The 18,989-nt window shown below is 38.7% G+C and carries 10 protein-coding genes; 7 read left to right on the top strand and 3 right to left on the bottom strand.

Features of this window, described 5'->3' with window-relative positions; genetic code table 11:
- The first annotated feature begins 53 nt into the window (after positions 1–53).
- From ACTUJY_RS18700 to ACTUJY_RS18675, 6 genes are all read left to right on the top strand, one after another.
- On the top strand, positions 54–611 hold the full coding sequence (locus ACTUJY_RS18700) for a pseudouridine synthase (RefSeq protein ID WP_463617657.1): 558 nt from the start codon (positions 54–56) through the stop codon (positions 609–611).
- A 24-nt stretch (positions 612–635) separates the two neighbouring features.
- A complete protein-coding gene (locus tag ACTUJY_RS18695) occupies positions 636–1,130 on the top strand; it encodes an NUDIX hydrolase (RefSeq protein ID WP_463617656.1) in 495 nt (164 codons plus the stop codon).
- Positions 1,131–1,152: 22 nt separating this feature from the next.
- Entirely contained in the window at positions 1,153–2,256 is a 1,104-nt protein-coding gene (gene mnmA, locus ACTUJY_RS18690) for a tRNA 2-thiouridine(34) synthase MnmA (protein ID WP_463617685.1), read from the top strand.
- Positions 2,257–2,271: 15 nt separating this feature from the next.
- Positions 2,272–2,892 (top strand): high frequency lysogenization protein HflD, encoded by a 621-nt coding sequence (hflD, locus tag ACTUJY_RS18685; protein WP_463617655.1) that lies wholly within the window; start codon positions 2,272–2,274, stop codon positions 2,890–2,892.
- Between the two features lie 234 nt (positions 2,893–3,126).
- Positions 3,127–3,774, top strand: a complete 648-nt coding sequence (locus ACTUJY_RS18680; RefSeq protein WP_463617654.1) for a lysoplasmalogenase family protein — start codon at positions 3,127–3,129, stop codon at positions 3,772–3,774.
- Positions 3,775–3,786: 12 nt separating this feature from the next.
- Entirely contained in the window at positions 3,787–3,963 is a 177-nt protein-coding gene (locus ACTUJY_RS18675) for a DUF3012 domain-containing protein (RefSeq protein WP_463617653.1), read from the top strand.
- Here ACTUJY_RS18675 and ACTUJY_RS18670 read toward each other — a convergent pair.
- Positions 3,960–5,141, bottom strand: a complete 1,182-nt coding sequence (locus ACTUJY_RS18670) for an acyl-CoA desaturase (protein WP_463617652.1) — start codon at positions 5,139–5,141, stop codon at positions 3,960–3,962. The genes ACTUJY_RS18675 and ACTUJY_RS18670 overlap by 4 nt on opposite strands.
- Before the next feature lie 183 nt (positions 5,142–5,324).
- On the opposite strand from ACTUJY_RS18670, the gene fabR reads away from it, so the two are divergent.
- A complete protein-coding gene (gene fabR, locus ACTUJY_RS18665) occupies positions 5,325–5,930 on the top strand; it encodes an HTH-type transcriptional repressor FabR (RefSeq protein WP_463617651.1) in 606 nt (201 codons plus the stop codon).
- A 109-nt stretch (positions 5,931–6,039) separates the two neighbouring features.
- On the opposite strand, the gene ACTUJY_RS18660 is transcribed toward fabR, so the two are convergent.
- Positions 6,040–9,342, bottom strand: a complete 3,303-nt coding sequence (locus ACTUJY_RS18660; RefSeq protein WP_463617650.1) for a heparinase II/III domain-containing protein — start codon at positions 9,340–9,342, stop codon at positions 6,040–6,042.
- A 390-nt stretch (positions 9,343–9,732) separates the two neighbouring features.
- On the bottom strand, positions 9,733–18,903 hold the full coding sequence (locus tag ACTUJY_RS18655; protein ID WP_463617649.1) for a hypothetical protein: 9,171 nt from the start codon (positions 18,901–18,903) through the stop codon (positions 9,733–9,735).
- Positions 18,904–18,989 lie beyond the last annotated feature (86 nt).

Genomic DNA, 18,989 nt, shown 5'->3' with positions numbered 1-18,989 from the left:
GCTTTATAAAATTGTGTGGCGAAAAGTATAGTCGAAATTAATTTGTTATTTAGATGCCTAATAAAAGTAAACGTAAGATTGTATTATTTAATAAACCGTTTAATACCCTGTGCCAGTTTAGTGGTGAACAGGGTGACTCGCTGCTGTCTGATTTTATCGACATCAAAGGTGTTTACGCAGCCGGTCGACTGGACAAAGATTCCGAAGGGTTGTTGTTATTAACAAACGACGGCAAGTTACAACATAAAATTACCGACCCTAAGCATAAATCGCCAAAAACTTATTGGGTACAGGTTGAAAATATTCCAGATGAAAAGGCTCTGGAGCAACTGAGCAAAGGGGTAGCACTTAAAGATGGCGTCACTCGACCCGCTCAAGTAAAGTTAATTGAGGCTCCTGAAATTTGGGAAAGAAATCCCCCCATTCGATTCCGTAAAAACATTCCCACTTGCTGGCTGGAACTCACCATCTCTGAAGGCAAAAACCGCCAAGTGAGACGCATGACTGCTGCAGTAGGCCATCCTACTCTAAGGCTGATTCGAGCTCGCATTGGCCAATGGGATCTAGGTCGTTTACAGCCTGGTGAATATCGATTAATCGAATCATTTTGAAAATCTTTATTAAGTGATCACGTTATGAGTCAAAACATCCGTGTTACCGTCGCTGCAATCATTGAGCACCAAGGCCGATTTTTAATGGTGGAAGAAATGGATAAAACGACTGGCCAGCGCGTTTTTAATCAACCAGCGGGGCACGTGGAACATAAAGAAGCCATTGAAACTGCGATTCGCCGAGAGGTAGAGGAAGAAACTGGATTGATATTTAAGCCCGCCTATCTGATCGGTTGCTATTTTCTAACGCCTGCCACCAACGGCAAACATTACCTTCGTTTTTGTTTCGGCGGTGAAATCGACAATCCAAATACCTTACAGCCGCAGGACGACGATATTTTGGCCGCCCACTGGATGACCCTAGGTGAAATCACCGCTCTTGGCCGACAATTGCGAAGTGCGTTAGTATTAAAGTGCCTCGAAGATTACCACACCGGAAAATCCTTTCCTCTAGACTTGCTGCATTGCTTCAACGATGAATTGAAACTGGCTGAGTTATGTTATACTCGCCTGCCCTGAACCACCCTCAATCAAAAATTATCTGTTTATGAGTGAGCAAAAACCCAAAGTCATTGTCGGTATGTCTGGCGGTGTCGACTCGTCCGTTTCGGCCTACCTGTTGTTGCAACAGGGTTACGCGGTCGAAGGGTTGTTTATGAAAAACTGGGAAGAAGACGATACCGACGAGTATTGTAGCGCTGCCGAAGATCTGGCCGACGCACAAGCGGTATGTGATCAACTCGGTATTGAGTTGCACACGGTCAATTTTGCTGCCGAATATTGGGACCGCGTGTTTGAATATTTCTTACAGGAATATCGTGCCGGACGCACACCGAATCCCGATATCATGTGCAATAAAGAAATCAAGTTTAAAGCATTTTTAGACTTTGCTATCCATCTTGGTGCCGATTACATAGCAACCGGGCACTACACTCGCCGAGATCATCATGAGGGAAAGTTTCGACTCCTACGCGGTGTCGATAATAATAAAGATCAAAGCTATTTTCTTTATACACTTGGACAAGAACAGCTGGCAAAAACATTGTTTCCAGTGGGCGAGCTCGAAAAAACCGAAGTCCGAAAAATTGCAGAACAACAGGGTTTCGATAATGCAAGAAAAAAAGACAGTACCGGCATCTGCTTTATTGGTGAGCGTAAGTTCAAAGATTTTCTGGAGCAGTTTTTACCCGCACAACCTGGCCCAATTCTGGATGACGAAGGAAATAGCGTCGGTGAACATCAGGGGTTAATGTTTCATACGCTTGGGCAACGTAAAGGCTTAGGCATTGGCGGGTTGAAAGATGCCAGCGATGAGCCTTGGTATGTGGTAGACAAAAACGTAGAAAAAAATACGTTAATCGTCGGACAGGGGCATGATCATCCACTTTTAATGAGCTGGAGTCTTACCTGCAATCAACTGCATTGGGTATCGCGCGATACGCCTAACGAAAGCTTTCGGGCTACTGCCAAAGTTCGTTATCGCCAACAAGATTTCGATTGTGAAGTCATTCCTTTAGGCGACGATCAATGGCAAGTAAAATTCGAAAAACCACAACGCGCCGTTACGCCTGGCCAATCCGTAGTATTTTATAAAGATGACGTCTGCCTTGGTGGTGGCATCATCGAAAACATCGAAAAAGTTTAAGGTAAAGTAACACACATGGAAAACATTGTTCTTGCACTGGCGGCTATGTCTCAAGCCATTCAACAGGTACAAAAGGTTGCCTGGAAAGGTCAAATGGATGAAGCCGATGCGCTGCCATTATTCAAAAGTATTTTCAGCATTGATTCGGGTTCCATTGTTGAGCTTTACAGCGGAAGTGCCAACCTCACCTCGGGTTTACGTCAACTACGTGCGCAATTGGATCCATCGGGAGGTCAGCGCGACAGCGAGTTCGGCCGTTATATGGCCAATTTGATTACTTTACAAAAACAATTTGTGTCTAACCAAGAAGTGCAGCAAGTACTTTCGTCACGAATCGAGCACACGCGTCGATTACTGGATTATGACGAGCTAATCTCCCCTAACTTGTTGGCTTCTCTCGCTGATTGTTACAGTCAGAGCATCAGTCGTTTGCCATTACGTATTCAAGTACATGGCCAACCTGAGTTACTGCAAAATAAATTAAATCAAGACAAAATACGGGCTTTGTTGCTTTCTGCAGTGCGTGCCGCTGTACTCTGGCGACAAGTAGGAGGAAAAAAGCGACAATTTCTTTTTCAGCGTAAGCTATTGTTAGAAACAGCGAATAAATTACTGACTCAACCAGTCTTTGGTTAAAGGAAAAGAGAATGCAATAAAAAAGCAGCCTTAAAATAAGGCTGCGAAATTGCAAAAGGGAGCAATTAGAGATTCAATCAAATCGTCTCTAATACCTGGCAGTATTTGCTTACTGACAGGATGTGGTGATTATGCAGTCATCTCAAAATGTGTTCAATGGTACTATTCACACCCTCTTTTTCAACTTGATGCGCATGATAAACTGAGTTCAAATAGCTCAATATAAATGACACTATGTTTATCATTGCCGCCTCGGTTTCGTTGACACTTCTTCTAATCGCTGCTTATTTCGACAATCGAGCAAAAGCGGGAGTATTCAAAGCGATTACCTCGATCTGTTTATTAGCCTACACATTGTTGCTTTATCTGGACAGCCCATCGACCTATGCGTTGTTGATACTTTTTGCGATTATTGCTGGTGTCCTTGGCGATTTGTTTCTCATTGGTCATTCAAAAAAGCTTTTCCTTGCGGGAATGTTGGCATTTCTCATTGGCCATTTCGCCTACATCAGTGCCTTTTTACAATATCCATTCAACTGGCTGGAATGGATGGCCGGGCTTATCCCTATATTACTCGCTATGAGTTATGTCTATAAATGGATTAAACCCGCATTAAATACCCATTTAAAAATAGGCGTGCCGGTCTATATGTTAGCTTTGGGTGCGATGGCTTCTATGGGATTGTCGGTACGTATTGATGGAACGTTCACCCTCATAGGGCTGGGTGCACTATTGTTTTTAGTTTCTGACTTTTTTGTAGCCACCCATCGCTTTAAATCACCTAAATTTACCGATCGCTTGTTTGGGCTACCACTTTACTACGCCGGGCAATTTATATTAGCAACGACTATTGTTACACTACCGTCCCATCTTCCTATTTAACCGGTGTAAACCATGAATCGATTAAGATGTTTATTAATCATTGCCCTATTCACATTAACAGCATGTTCACCCGAAGTGGGCAGTGACGAGTGGTGTGAAGATATGAAAGAAAAACCCAAAGGTGACTGGACTGCTAACCAATTAAAAGACTTTACCAAATATTGTGTGCTGAACCAAAAGCCGGATTAACCGGCTTTTACGTATCGTTTTTGCAACTGCAGCTGTTGAATAAACTCAGCCCAACGCACGCGCTCTTGCTGTAGTCGTAATTTTAAGTGCTGATATTGCTGGTACACATCATGCTGTTCACAATTATGCAATATTTGTGTTTTTTGGGTTTGTAGCCACTGACGCTTTACCGCATAATACTCCTGTAACTTTCCCTTATACTCTTCGTATTCGAGCTTTAATTTTTCAATCAACTCTTCATAGTCAGGTAAGTGATGTAATTTTTTTGCAACTCGCTTCATTTGCATTTCGAGCCGAGCCAATTCAATACGAATTTCATCACTTCGCTTCAAGTTTCGAGTTAATTTAATCCAAGACAAAACCTTTATTAACCATTTGGTCGGATCAAATTGCCACCAACGGATCCCATTTCGGTAATCGTTTTGAAAATTATGATGGAAATTGTGGTAGCCTTCGCCAAAAGTTAACAGCGCTATTACGCCATTATCTCGCGCAGTATTTTGGTCGCTGTACGGTTGTTTACCCCAAATGTGGGCCAACGAATTGATTAAAAAAGTAACATGGTGACTGATCACCAGCCTTAAAAATCCAGCCGTTAACAACATGCCCCAAATATCGCCATGTATCACACCGATTAATAAAGGAATACCAAAGTTCACAGCGAGTGTCAGCCATAAATAATTACGGTGTTGCCACATCACAATCGGATCTCTCTGCAAATCTTTTGCGTTGGAATAATCATCGTAACGATGTGCCTGATATTCGCGCAACATCCAACCAATATGCGAATACCAAAACCCCTTTTTTGCTGAATAAGGATCTTTTTCATTGTTATCAACAAATCGATGGTGAACTCGATGATCCGATGCCCAGTGCAAAGCACTGTTTTGAACCGCAAACGCCCCACCAATGGCATAAATTACCCGAACAACCCAATGTGCGTCATAGGTTTTGTGCGACCAAAGCCGATGGTAGCCTGCGGTAATTGACATACCACAATAACCGATACACAAAACGGTAGCGATTAAATGATAAATATCGAAACCATACACAAAACCGTATAAAGGCACACCGACAAGTGCGACTAAACTAGTAATCGTAAACACCAAAACGTTTAGCCAGATAATTTTAGGTTTGCTATTTTCTAAAGAAGGTTGAGATTTTGGAGACAGTAGCATTGAAAAACTCGGTAATTAATAATATTCAGCGTACATTTGTTCGCTCGAATCAAGATTATAAAGTCTGCCAACCCGCATTTCAATTTCTAAAAGCATTTAAATCACGCCCTTGCAATTAACTGTTCATTTTCAATAACTTGGATTATGATAATTGACAAGCAAGACAATCTTACTAGGTAGTTTATGACAGGGATCCGAGCCCAACAAAAGGAAAAAACGCGTTTGGCGATTATTCATGCCGCTCTCAAACAGCTCAGTGCCGAGCAAAGTTTCGCCAATTTAAGTTTACGAGAAGTCGCACGCGAAGCAGGTATCGCTCCTACCTCCTTTTATCGTCACTTTAAAGATATGGAAGAACTCGGATTAACACTTGTGGATGAATGTGGCGTAACGCTTCGTCAATTAATGCGCAGCGCTCGCAAACGCTTCGATGAAAACATTAGCATTATTGAGGTATCGGTTGAAACCTTTATGGAATTTGTGGAAGAAAACCCGAATATCTTTCGCTTGTTTCTTCGCGAACGCAGCGGTACTTCAAAAGCGTTTCGCGATGCCATTGCTCGCGAGGTGGAGCACTTCACAGCAGAACTGACTGAGTATTTACAACAGTCCGCTTCTCTTCCTAAAAAAATCGCACGTATTCAAGCTGAAGCTTTGGTCACATTAACCTTTAATAACGGTGCAGAGTATTTAGACGCCAGTATGGAGCGAAAAAAACAATTGATCGAAACCACTATTTTTCAACTTCGTTTTGTGGCTCACGGTGTCGATGGGTTTGTGAAGCTTTGAAGTTGTGGACTTTGTCGGTTTCTTCTATAGTTACTAAAGAGTATCGCCCACAACATGGTCGATACTCGGCCTTTTCCTGTCCTCCTTTAGCTGCTAGATAGCTCATATATTAATCGCAATTAACCTGACTTGTACTTTGATCTAGATAATGAATATCCACAACATCGAGTATTTCTTCACCATTCCAGTAAAACTCAAAGTTCGGTGAAGTAATTTCAACATGGGAACCATCTAACTCCAACTCACAAGCATCGATGGCTACACCACGAATCGAATCATCAGGGTAATAATGGAGTATCAAATCTTTACCTTTAAAATATGATACTTTTCCTTTTGCCATATGCTCAACATTTATAGATGAAAAAGCCCTGACTTCATGCACCCCATCATCCATCCATAGCAAAGCTTTTATATAGTAGAAGTGTTCATCTTCTACTTTTCTTTCGATTTCCGAGACTCTATCGTACTCCGACGATGATGGTACCATTAAGGTCATCAATAACTGGCTTCCTACTCCGGACCAATTTGTATGAATGTCAACTGCAGGATATATTTCACCGCTGTTTGGAGAGTACCAACCGGCAGTTTTGCTCGGTGTATTGATTTCCATCGAAGGATTTTCGGAAATATCTTGTCCACCATAGTACTTTTTGTAATTCAACGAATCACCGTAGCTTCCGAAGTGGTGCAAAAATATATTTGGTGTATATATGCCTTTTGATTCATCGGAGTCTGTAGAATCATTAGTAAAAATACCTTGTAATTCTGCACTTATAACAACTTGTTCATGTTTAAATCCTGGTATAGTTTCTTCCCCTTCTACGAAAGGTAAAAAATTCCAGACTTGCGAAAACTCTCGTTTAATCGGACTTAAACTACCGTCTTGTTCAATCATGTTATCGAGCACTAACCACAAATCCATATCTCGTAAAAATAGTATTTTCCTATGATGTGATATAGAGTGGTCGATCGACTCAGAAGGGCCGTAACCAAAGTCATATAATCCCTCTGAATAGTCAAAAAACTCGGATGTATGCCACCGTGCATGAAGTGGTGTACCATATATCGTAGTCCGTTCTTCTTGGTCTTTACTTTGACCTTCACCGTTAACGAGTATTGAATTAACCTTTTCGGTTGATTTTCCGTTGAAATAGTCTTTCAGCTGCTTCCATTTCAACTTATCGCTTTCACTGTGTTTATTATAGGTTGGAGGCCCTCCAGCTACCAAAAACTGTCTTCCTTTAGACACTACCTGAATAGAATTATAGTCATGATTATTCTTCCCTTTATTAGCGCGACTTGTTTTTAAAAATAAGTAGGAGTCGTCTTGATCAAAACCATTTCTTAAGAAACTGTAACCCGCGTACGGATAATTAATTGAGCTGAAACTATCATTAATCGGATTGACGTAATCTAACAACCATTTTTTGTGAACTTTCTCTGTAAACCGCTTATAAACACTTTCTTTCCATTTTTCGGCTAGCAACGTGTCGGTCCAAATCTTAGGTGCAATTGCTATGTTATTATTTCCGATCTGAGGTGCTCCACCCGTAGGAGTTTGAGTCGATCTATGAAACTTATGAAAACTATCAAGTTTTCTGCAGGCTAACAATAATTGTTCACTAGTAATATATTTATTTCCTGAAGATTGTGTATCACTTTCACACGCCGCGTCGATTAGTGAATCAAGCATAACTTGTATATCATTGGCATCACCAAGGTTATAGTTAAGAGAGTCTTCCAAAAATGGTCCATTATCATAGATTGATTTTCTAATATAATCAATGAGTCCTTTTCTTGCATTAATAAATAATTGAGAGTCACTAATTTCTCTAAAGTTATTCCCAATATTAAAGAGTGCTTTAATACCTTCGAGCCTCTGATTCGGAGAACCTTTTCCATTATCAATATATTTTTCGACAATAGCTTTTGGGTGATCGAATACTAAAGAATAAACAATATCTTTTAATGCTATAGGCTCAAATAACTGCAGTGTTTCAATAGTAACCGGCGTTTTATCTTCTTCAAGCGCAATTTCCCATAGCTCATCTTTTCCTAAAACAGATTCAAAGTCTTTGGGTGATTTGGAGAAAATACCTAGCGCTGAAATTATATTGTTAACCCTTGCGTTTTGAGAAAGTAAAGAGGACGAGGAGCTATCCCAGCGACTATTACCTACGCCAACATTATAATAATCATCTAAAAAGCTTGAGTCACGCATAAGCTTTTCATCCAAATGCCTTTTATGATTAGCAGCGAAATCCGCTGTGATTTGAAACCACTTATTCGCATATTCAATGTTACCACTACTCCAGTACTTCGAAGCTAAAAAACTAAAATAGTAAAATTGACCGTATGTATGAGCTGCCATTGGACTTAGCGTTTCCAAATCTTTGTCTGGCTTAGCAAACCAGTCAAAATCATCTGAATTATCACTAGAGAGATTATAATAATCTCTGAAACGATATCTCCATTGCTCATAGCTTTCCTCAAGATGACTATCAATATCGTTATTTTTAATAAGTTTATCCGCGACAACAGTTTTCTTTTCAGTCATCAATGTATCTTTATCACCAAAGTGAGGCAATTTCTCTTTACGCAGCTTTCTTACAACGTAATCTCTCCAATAATTAATGGCTAAATAGTGCTTATCTACATCAAGAGTCGCCTTTATCATTTCTAACCCGGGGCTTGAAAGATCGATAGTTTGAGTAAGAAAGCTTTTGATATCTAATTGCTCTTCCTCCTTTAATTCTATGTCAGCTATTGAATAGTTTTGACTATAAATCCTGACGTCGTCAATCGAACCAAGCATTCTTTCGCCAAGCCTAATTTTATTAACTCTCGTGTCTTTATTATTCCAAGGATCTCTTTGAGCGAGCTTTCCATCGATATATAATGAAACAAATCCTGCGTCGCTATTCATTACTAGAGTTGCTTTGTGCCAAAAGCCATTCATGGTATCTTGTCCATCTCCCTGCCACCTTTTTGTTCCATCCTGTTCATATTCTCTCGCTCGAACTTTTCCATCAGCTTTTTTCGCATAAATTAATGCGAGTTCATCTCCGTTTTCATCATAAAGGCCTACAAGTCGTGGCCAAGAATCTAAAGCGCTTTGATTGGCGTCTAGCCTATACCTAAAACTCAGCACTAAGCCTTTAGAAATCAATATCTCCTCAGAAAGATCAGCTTCGACTCCTAGCCCTGATTTATAAAATAACAAATAACCTTTATTGTCTGACTCTTCTTCAAGACTTACACCACTTGATAATTCCAGCGAACGTCCGTTAATCTCGTCTTCCCAACTTCTGTCAAATGGCCAGTAAACCTCAGAGAAAATTGGAACTTTCGAATGTACCCCTTGACAAATACAAACAGCAATTAGCGTTAAAATAAAGAATAATCTATTCATTCTTACCTCTTATATATGTTTTAGTAATTTTCTAATTCAATTCGCAAATAATCTAGCTAGTTGTAAATATTTAAGTAAAACCTGACTCATAGAGCGCCAACATTCATACAGATTTGAGCTACACTTTTAGTTTCTTTCTAAAATACATCGACATTGGATATAGTAGATATCGCGAATTACACTATGAGTGCTTCGAAGGCTATTTATTGCAACAAACATATGCCAGCTCGCATTTTTATTATGTAGGCATTCATCCATTAAGCTTTTGCTTAGGCAGAACTCAATTGCACTCAAATTTTTTGTAAGCAACTACGTAATTTGGTATCATTAATGCTAATTTTGAAAGCAACATGGCAGACCATCTGACCTGCCATGCTACTTGATTACATCTCATTCAATAGAATTAAAACCACTTCCATCTGAACTTACTACTTTCCAACAAGCAGAATCTTTACACAATCCACGATACATCAAGTCATCAAATCCATCGCCGTTAAAATCTCCAACTTTCATCCCTAATCGCTTAGTAGTTTCGTTTTCATCATGATCACTACCCCAATTCTGCCCTTCAGTAAATGAAGTTCCAGTTGATAAATGAACACGCCAACAAGGTACTCCGGCTTCGCAAGTTCCTCGATATAAAATATCCGATAATCCATCTCCATTGAAATCACCTGACAACAATCCATATTCAAAAGTCTGAGCGCTTAAATTCCTATTAGTCGTTGTAGCATCCCAACTTTTACCTCTTAGAAATTCGTCTCCAGTCGACAGTTGCACCCTCCAACACTCTACTCCTGGACTTCCGCATTTACCTCTATAAACAATATCGGATAATTTGTCACCGTTAAAATCACCCACCTGAAAACCAAGCTTAAAAGTGTCTTTACTACGGTATATTCCGTCACCCCAATCTGTTGACTGTTCGAACTTATTTCCCATTGAGCGATGAACTCGCCAACAAGTATCATCTCTATTTTCACATTGACCAAGGTAAGTGATATCACCGTATCCATCACCGTCAAAATCCCCAGATCTTAAACCGAAAGCTAACGTTTCTTTTCCAAACCTGCTATGAATTCCCCAGTTTTCTGCACTTTCAAATTTGTATCCGTCGGAAATATGAGTCCTCCAGCAATCGACCCCAGGTGAATTGCATTTTCCACGGTAAACAATATCCTGTAGCCCATCTCCATTGACATCACTGCTTAAAATACCTAACTGGCTTGTATACTCTCCCTTGTACATGCTTCGATTCCAATTAGAATATTGTCCAAAACCATTGCCAGAGGCGCTCATAACTAACCAACAGCTTATCGGATTTAATCCACATTTTCCTTCAAGGATTAAATCGAGTGTCTTATTCATCAATGAATCATACGTAAAAGCTCCAACCTGAAACCAACTGTTTTGATCATTGAACACTGGAGTCATCATTTCTGTACTTGGTTCTAACTCGTCCTCGCTTACAGACCAATCAACACTAACACACTCTGGTTGTATTGAACTGTGACCTTGCTGAGTATTAATAGATGATAATTTATAATTCTCTGGGCAGTACCATTCACTTATCATAGGTTCAGTTTCGGCTTTATACTCAGCAGTGACACGAGCAAAATTAACCGTTCCATAATCCTGACAGTACAAACCAAAATTTTTAACTTTACTATTACTGAACTCTCCAACTACACCAGTAGCAAACATATTTTTAGGACAAAGCATACTAGTACCATGCTCACTTGCACTAACTGTTGCTATGTAATCTGGCGAGATATTCCCTGAACAAATTGGAGATATTTCAAGGTAAGTCGGAGCCTTCCCACTCGAAGAGTAGTCACGTCTAAACTTAAAACCAATTACTGAACTCGGGCAAGTTAACCCAGTTGTTATTGCTTCTCCCGAGTCTCCAAGAACCGGACCAAATTTTTTACCAAAATCCGGCGAAACCATGGATGCGGTATGCCGAACCTTTTTATCTGGAGGCATTATAAAACTTTCATGTCCGCCATTTTCTTCATATTCTCCCCAACACTTAATTTTATATAAATGATCGACGTAGCATCCATATTTATCATTCATGATAAGATCATGAGCAACCGTTGGTACTTCAGAAGATTGTGGTTCAGCAAAGGAATCACATTTGATTTCTCCTGAAGGTTTTAAGAAACATTGATTCGAGTCATCTCCCTTACTAATGTCACTTACAAGTCCTACTTGCCTAACACCATTTTGATCCCAACATAAGCCAGTTCCATCAAGCAATATAGCGCATTCATGCTCGCTAAAAAGCATAAACTCTTTTACGTATAATGAATTATCTTTAGTCTCGAAGCGCCTCTGATTGAATCGCAAACTACGATAATGGTGATTCCCAATATTTTTGTAGTCATAACACTCAAGTAATGAATCTTCGGTGATATAACAAACATCATCTCCTTCTACTTGAATATCTATCGCTCTAATTTTAGTAAAATAAGACGTCGTAAAGTAGTTATATCGAATGCAGCTGATTGAGTTGAATTCGTTCGATTTCTGGCAATCGATTTCGTGAGAAAGTTGATATTGCCCCTCAGAACTAAGACTAAACGCAACAATTCTATCGCCTTTATCAATTAAAACAAATTCCGCTCCGTTAGGCTCTCTTACCTGAAATACACCTTCAACAACCCAACCATACTGTTTATGAAATAATACATTTTCTGTCCCAAAAATATCTCTTGAACTCTCTACGACTGAATCATCAATAGATAGAGTCGTACTGGTAAGCACTGGCTCAAATTCCTCACTTTCAAAGTTTTCATAATACTCTATAGGTGTATGGTAACAAGAAATCCAATTACTCCAATCTAATGTACAAATACGTTCACCCGAATGTGCTATTTGTTTAACTTTTTGTCCGGAGGGCCACTTTGATCTTTCGGTCTGATTTGAATCAAAGCAAAGAACCGTATTATCCATCTTTAGAATACAAGTAGAGCCATCTTGGTTCATAGAGATTGACTTAGCTTCTTCTCCCCAAGGTAAGTTAATTGAACCCGAGTCTAAATAACTTCCCCAACAATCAATTTTATCATCATTAAAAATAGCACAGTTTTGCTTCCAACCGCTTGAATCCATTATTTGAAGGTTTGCATCTCTTGCTGTAATCAACCACTGCAATGATGAGAAATTACTTTCAGACCGGCCTGTAGGTACTATCTTAAAATATCCGAGCTCACCGGGAATTAATGTCCAATGTTGGCTTTCATCTAATAAGCTACACTCAATAAGCGAAGCTTCACTTAGCTTCTCATTAAAGTGATTATGTTGGATGCACTGCTGGTTTGATTGACTTCGAATTATATAAGTATGTATTGTACTTTCCACTTGCTCAAAAACGAATGATTGATCTAACGAAGCGGAGCAAGAATCATAACCAACGACACTTTCTACTAAACTCGGATCCGTTTGCTTTCCTAAACAGAAAGGTTGGTCTTTGCTAATGATAGCTTGTGGCGTGGAAAGCAGCTCTTTTCTCTTACTCACCAATGGGTCATAGATAAATGCAGATGCATTAGATTGCTCTACGGAAGACATTGAAATCGTACTTTGCAGATGCGCTTGACTACCAATGATATATTGACGTTCGCTCCCAACCATTACAAGCAATGGATAAGGCATTGTGACTGATTTTATTTGGGAAATGCTTATCTTATGAGCACCGCCGTCAACCACTCTAAAGCAGTCTCGCTTACCCATAAATTGTTTATCTTCATAGAAACAAAGATACGGCTCTGAAAATGCTTGCTCTTCAATAATTAAAGAAACCACCCTGCCGTGCCAATCATTAGGTAATTCACTAATGTCGTCTAAAATAAGATAATCGCCTTCAAACTCTCCCTGAAAAACAACCACACGTAACCCTGCTGGAATCTCAATACTCGTTAAATCTTCATAGCCCTTTCCGGTAAGATTTACTATTCCAGGCTCATAACACTTAAGATCACTATTATTTTTTAATTGCAAACAAACTTTTTTCTCATGTGTTGGCCTATAATCTCCATCTATAAAGTTAAATTTAGTAATCGGCTCGCCATCAGCATTGACGTGTTTATGATCTAGGTACCAATCGATCAATACAACTTTTTCCAGATAGCCTGGAGTTTGACTCGATACATTGAGAATAAAATTATTTCCTTGCTTAACGAACTCCACCTCACTTTTCCTAACACCAAGTTTAAATATATCCGTTACTTTATCCTTTGAAGCCGTATCGATGAAAACAGTACCTGTAGCACTCGAAAGATCATAAGTATCCTCTCCATCACCACCAATGAGGTAGTCTCCACTGGAAATCGCTATTAGAATGTCATTACCGCCTCGACCACTGAGTACCGATTGCATACCGCCCGTCAAAAAATCGGAATATTCGCTACCTTGCACATTTTCAATACTGGAAATACCGGATGTATAATTATCGACCAACATATATTGACTTTGAAGGTTTACCGTACACCCAATATTCTTACGAATTTCACACAGCAAGGTGTCTTTCCCATTACCTCCATCAATTGTATCTGCACCTGCCGAACCAATTATAAAATCATCACCATCGCCAGCATCAATATAGTCATCTCCTAGGCCACCATTGATTGTATCTCGTCCAACCGAGCCAATAAGAATATCATTGCCACTAAATCCTTTAATCGTGTCATCTCCGTCTCCTCCTATCAACAAATCAGCATATTTCCCACCACTGATTTGGTTGTTCACACCATTAGAAACTGATATCAAATTCTTTGCTTCAGATGCACCTTTATAAATTCGAAGACTTGGAGCATAGTTTTGTGCATCGTAAATGATGCATTTGTTCTCTAGGTTTTCAAACTGCTCTGTTTGAGAGTGTTCGGATAATCGATCTAATACCAAGCCTACCTTTATTGGCATTTCCGCACTTTTAAATAAGCGACACTTTCGTGAATCATAGTTCAGCACCCAAGGCTCTAAAGTAAAATTTTCATTGTTAAAGCCGAGCTGAAAACCATCCAATGTTCTAATGATCAAATGTTGATACGCTTTACCTAAACTCCAATTCAGCACACTTACTTCAATATCGTTAATGATTGCTTCATCTTGTCGAACCGGTCCGCTTAAAACAAGGTGATTTCCTGACAAGTGAGCACTCAAATCCGAATAGTTTGAAGCCAAATATACTTCATCACTCTTTAACTTTTCTTCATTTGAGTAGTTATCAATGTGTACTTTTCCTTTATCAACAAAATAAGTATCCTTACCTTTACCACCGACCAAGTAATCGAAGCCGGCATTTTCCACACCACCAGACACGATAATATTATCGTTATCATTTCCGTATAGTTTATCTCCATAATTAGAACCAAATAGATTGACTAGCTCAACATCTTTAACAGAGTGAAACTCGACTCCATGCCTGCTGCCACTGAAGTTTCGACTAAGTACTTGTTTCTCTCCAAACCGATTGAAGTTAAATACAACACCATCTTTACTTACAACATTAACATGCCTGTACAAAGGACTTTTTTTCCAGTTTTGAATAAGAACAATATCTTCGCCAAATACACTAAGCTTCAAATCCAATCCATCAATATATGAAATTAAATCATCATATTCGATATCAATAGTAATTGTATCTACTACTTTATCAGCAGCAAAATTATTAATAACTTTCTGACCATAACCATCAGCATCAGTCAAATAATCTAATAACTGCAGCTGATAGATATCACCTCCATTACCACCTTTAATAATATCCTTCCCCTTACCAGGTGAAATAAAATTACAATTAGAGTTTCCAATTAAAATATCATCGTAGTTGGATCCGATGATTTTTTTTGCTTCCGGATGAGAAGGTTCAAATAATTCTAAAAGTGATATTCTAACACCGTCACTACCTTTGCTAGGCTGAAAAGATGTAAAGTCTACACCAATGACTATTTTCCGTGGTGACCAACCGCTAGCTCTAAGAATATTTTCAGGAATAGGTTTAGATTCAGGATTATTTTCATCAAACTTAAAAATCACATTATCTTGAGTCAGAAATGTCATATGCTGAAAACATGTTGACTGAAACCAGTTTTTAACGACAACATTACCAGTTAATACCAAGTCATTACCTATCTCAGAATCGAAATCAAAAGGCATAGTTTCGCATTCTGTCAGTTGGTTAAATCTGGAGTTAGATGAACTAAACAATTCATGATGAGCAAGAAAATCATCATCATCCATTGGACGTGAACGCCATCCAGAAATTTCAGAGAAATTTAGATTTGAAAATATAAGTGTATCGTTTTCTAAATCCTTCGAAAAATTATTAATTACTAAATCATGCGTAGTCTTATTAACAACATAAGTATCTCGCCCTTGACCTCCTGTAACAAATATACTTTGTGGTCCGTTGATAAAAACATCATCACCAGCTCGACCATCGATCTCATATCGAAGTTCACTGATTTTATAATCAAGATCTTTAGGTTGTTCTTGAATAGCAATAAATTGGTTACTATGATCGTTACCAATGTATTTTTGAGATGAAGAAGAATCGTCTTTACTGATCCGGTCGATAACCTTTTCAGAGTCAATAGTCCAAAACAAAAACTTAGCTTCCTGCTCCTTAGTAACTATTTGATGAGACTCTCCTATACCCATTATTATATTATTAAGCTCAAAGTCTAGAATTCTATGCTCAGAAGTTGATCTCTCTGAGCCATCACTATCAATGACATTAAAGGAAACATCAAATGACTTTCCGTCTTGCCCGAGTTTAAAGAGTATATCTCCTCCATTCCATGATGCACTACCACTAGAAAAGTTAATTAATCCATTAGCACATTCATTATCACTCGTATTCTTTTTTTCACAGCTTACTTTAAAGTAATTATTTGGATTTTCTAAACTAGTTAGTAGTTTTTCCAATTTTTCATGTGCTCTATTAAGTCGAATTTCTTGACCAAAAGCACCAAATGTAAAAAAGTCTTCTATCCCCTCACCTAACCCCTTGAATACAGCACCTACTTTTTGACTTGTAGAAGCATCTTTAGGAAGTGACTTTAATTCAGAGCTGATATCTAAGTAAAACCCATCAAAGCTCATTCGAATTGCAGTAAGTGCAGCAGTAACCGCTTCCATTGGTGGAAAAGCGACCGCAGCAATACTCAGTTCCGTAATAGCAACATCTAACCCCTCATCAATGTACCCTTGAACGGAATGTTGTTTTATATCCTGAGTAATATTATATATGCCAAAAGCTGTACCAATTACCGGTATATCTTCTACAGCACCCTCACCAAAGGAAGCGACTTTAGAACTCACTTCCGAACTCAGCATGCTAGCTGCTTGTTCGGCTTCCGTAGTCGATTGCGAAAATATTTTTGATAATCCGCGTGCTGCAGACTTATAAGCTTTTTTAGTTAAAGTGTTGTAATTCTCAGAGCTCGACAAAATGCCATGAACACTTTGAGCGATCGATATGGTGCCATTACCAATATCGCCTTTTTTAAACTGCTCTACCGCACCATTAATTCCCATAATTGTGCCGTACGCAAGAAACGCAGCACTTCCTACCCCGGTACCTTCTTTCCTTGATTTTCCAATAACATGTTTTGCTTCTTCAATGATCGTTGGAGTCATCAGCTCATCTTTTGAGATTGAGATTTTTATTTCTTTTTCGCTTTCGTTTTCTTTATTTACCAGGCTTGCCGTAAACTCGTTAGAGGAGGAGTCAAAAGTCTCACTATTAGCAACCAACTCATAATCTTCACCATATTTTTTCACTTCCTTTGATATTTTTTTCTGCATTGTTTCCAGGTCAGAAATAGCATGTAGAGCTACTTCTACCCCTAATGCTTTTGAGTTGATTATTTCTACTTCTTTTTTAATTCGTTTAACGTATTCTTCATCAGACTCTTTCCCAATATTCAGCTCACATGATTCTGATTTTAAATTTCGCGCATCAGCTCGAGAGGACTTAAACTTCGATAATGCAGATTCACTTGATAGCTTCACCATCGATCTTGATGCATTAGCACAAATGAAACCCGCTGAAAAAAACAGACCCTTAGCAACCTCAAAATCAAGTATATTTTCTCGAACTGCTCCCTCCAAAAACGTTCTAAAATTTTCTTTCCAAAGGCCAATGAAGTCGTAAGAATTGCTTATAAATGATTGTGTATAAGCTCGAAATTCAACTAATTCCTTATAGTACTTATTAAGTTTACTATATGTGTCTTTAGGCATTTTTTCATTAAAAAAGCTAACATTATACTTTGAAAGCTCAGTTAATTTGCTTTCAATTTCTTTATTAATAGTTGCATTCCTTCCTTTTACAATTAATCTTCCAGACGAATCAAAAATACCATCATTAAAGTAAACCTCGATTCCACTTCCCTTTACAAAGTCAAAAAATTCCTTCCTATAATTTCTATCTGGCGTAACCGCATCCACAAAAATATAGTATTTTCCATCGCTTTCTAATGGCGAGTTAAAAAGTGAGATATCTGAGATTCCTATCATTTCTCGAATTTTTGCCATCTCATGAAGCGCTTCATTTTTGGTCATATTGTAGATTGTCGCTCGAGGAGCTGATTGTGTAAATGTTCCCAGACTGAAAGGAGGTCGAGCTTCTAATATGGTTTTTAAATCTGCTCGATTTATAACGTGGTTAATCCGACTCATTTCCTTGGTTTCATCGCTAATCTCTGGATTATCTATCGAGTTACTGAGTTCAAAAACAATGGCATCTGAAGCTTTAACTTCAAGGTTAATTTTATCTGGGCGCTTAAAATAATTAGAATATTCAAATTGACGCTTTACATATAAAGATTTGGAGCTATTCCGAAGTCCATTGAGCATCGCTTTAAGATTTCGTTCCCACTGACGCCATGGCCCGAACTCATTGTAAAAGGCGTCTTGACTAAATCCATTAAATGCATGAAAACCACCACCATCGGCTGAGCGTAAAATATGTCCTGCATCATCGGGGCTTAAGTTTACTTTTCCTTCATGATCTTTAATTGCAAGCATCGGATTGCTCACTTTCCAGTTTAATAGTGCTTTAGCATCATTTCGAATCTCTACTCTTGAAAACGGGTATACTTCACCTTCATGGGAAACAATTCTAGTTTTTCCGTTCAAACTTTCTAATTTCACTGTATAAACTTGACCTGAAGGTTCTCGAATCTCGTACTCTCCGGGAGGATAACTGTCTAGTCGCCACGGGTTATCATTATGTTCTGAATAAGAAATATTATCGGATTTAACTGGCGGGAGTTTTTCTAGGTCGCTACCAAAGAGAATTATTTTCTGGCTTTGATTTCTAGAACGCAGCTCTCGAATATTAGCCATAAACTCTTTAGACGCGCTCTCATCGTATGACTGCTTTGGTCGAACAATTGTTCCCTTAGAATCATTTAATGTTGTAATACGGTTGTAATTAGAGCTCTGCTGATGTAGAAAGAGCCTATTTTCTTCAAGTGTTCCAGAAACAATTGCTTGCGAGAAAGTTAGACTCGCTACCAAGTAAATTAAAATCTCTTTTTTAATTTTCATTTGTCGTCACCACTTTTAAATTTTCGATTGACATTAACCTAGCTACAAATTGCAGTAGCACCGTCACCATTCCACCCACCTCCATT

This window comes from Pleionea sp. WD8-19 (assembly GCF_055326765.1).
The sequence above is the reverse complement of the archived record's forward strand: the minus strand, read 5'-3'. Positions and strand labels throughout refer to the sequence as shown.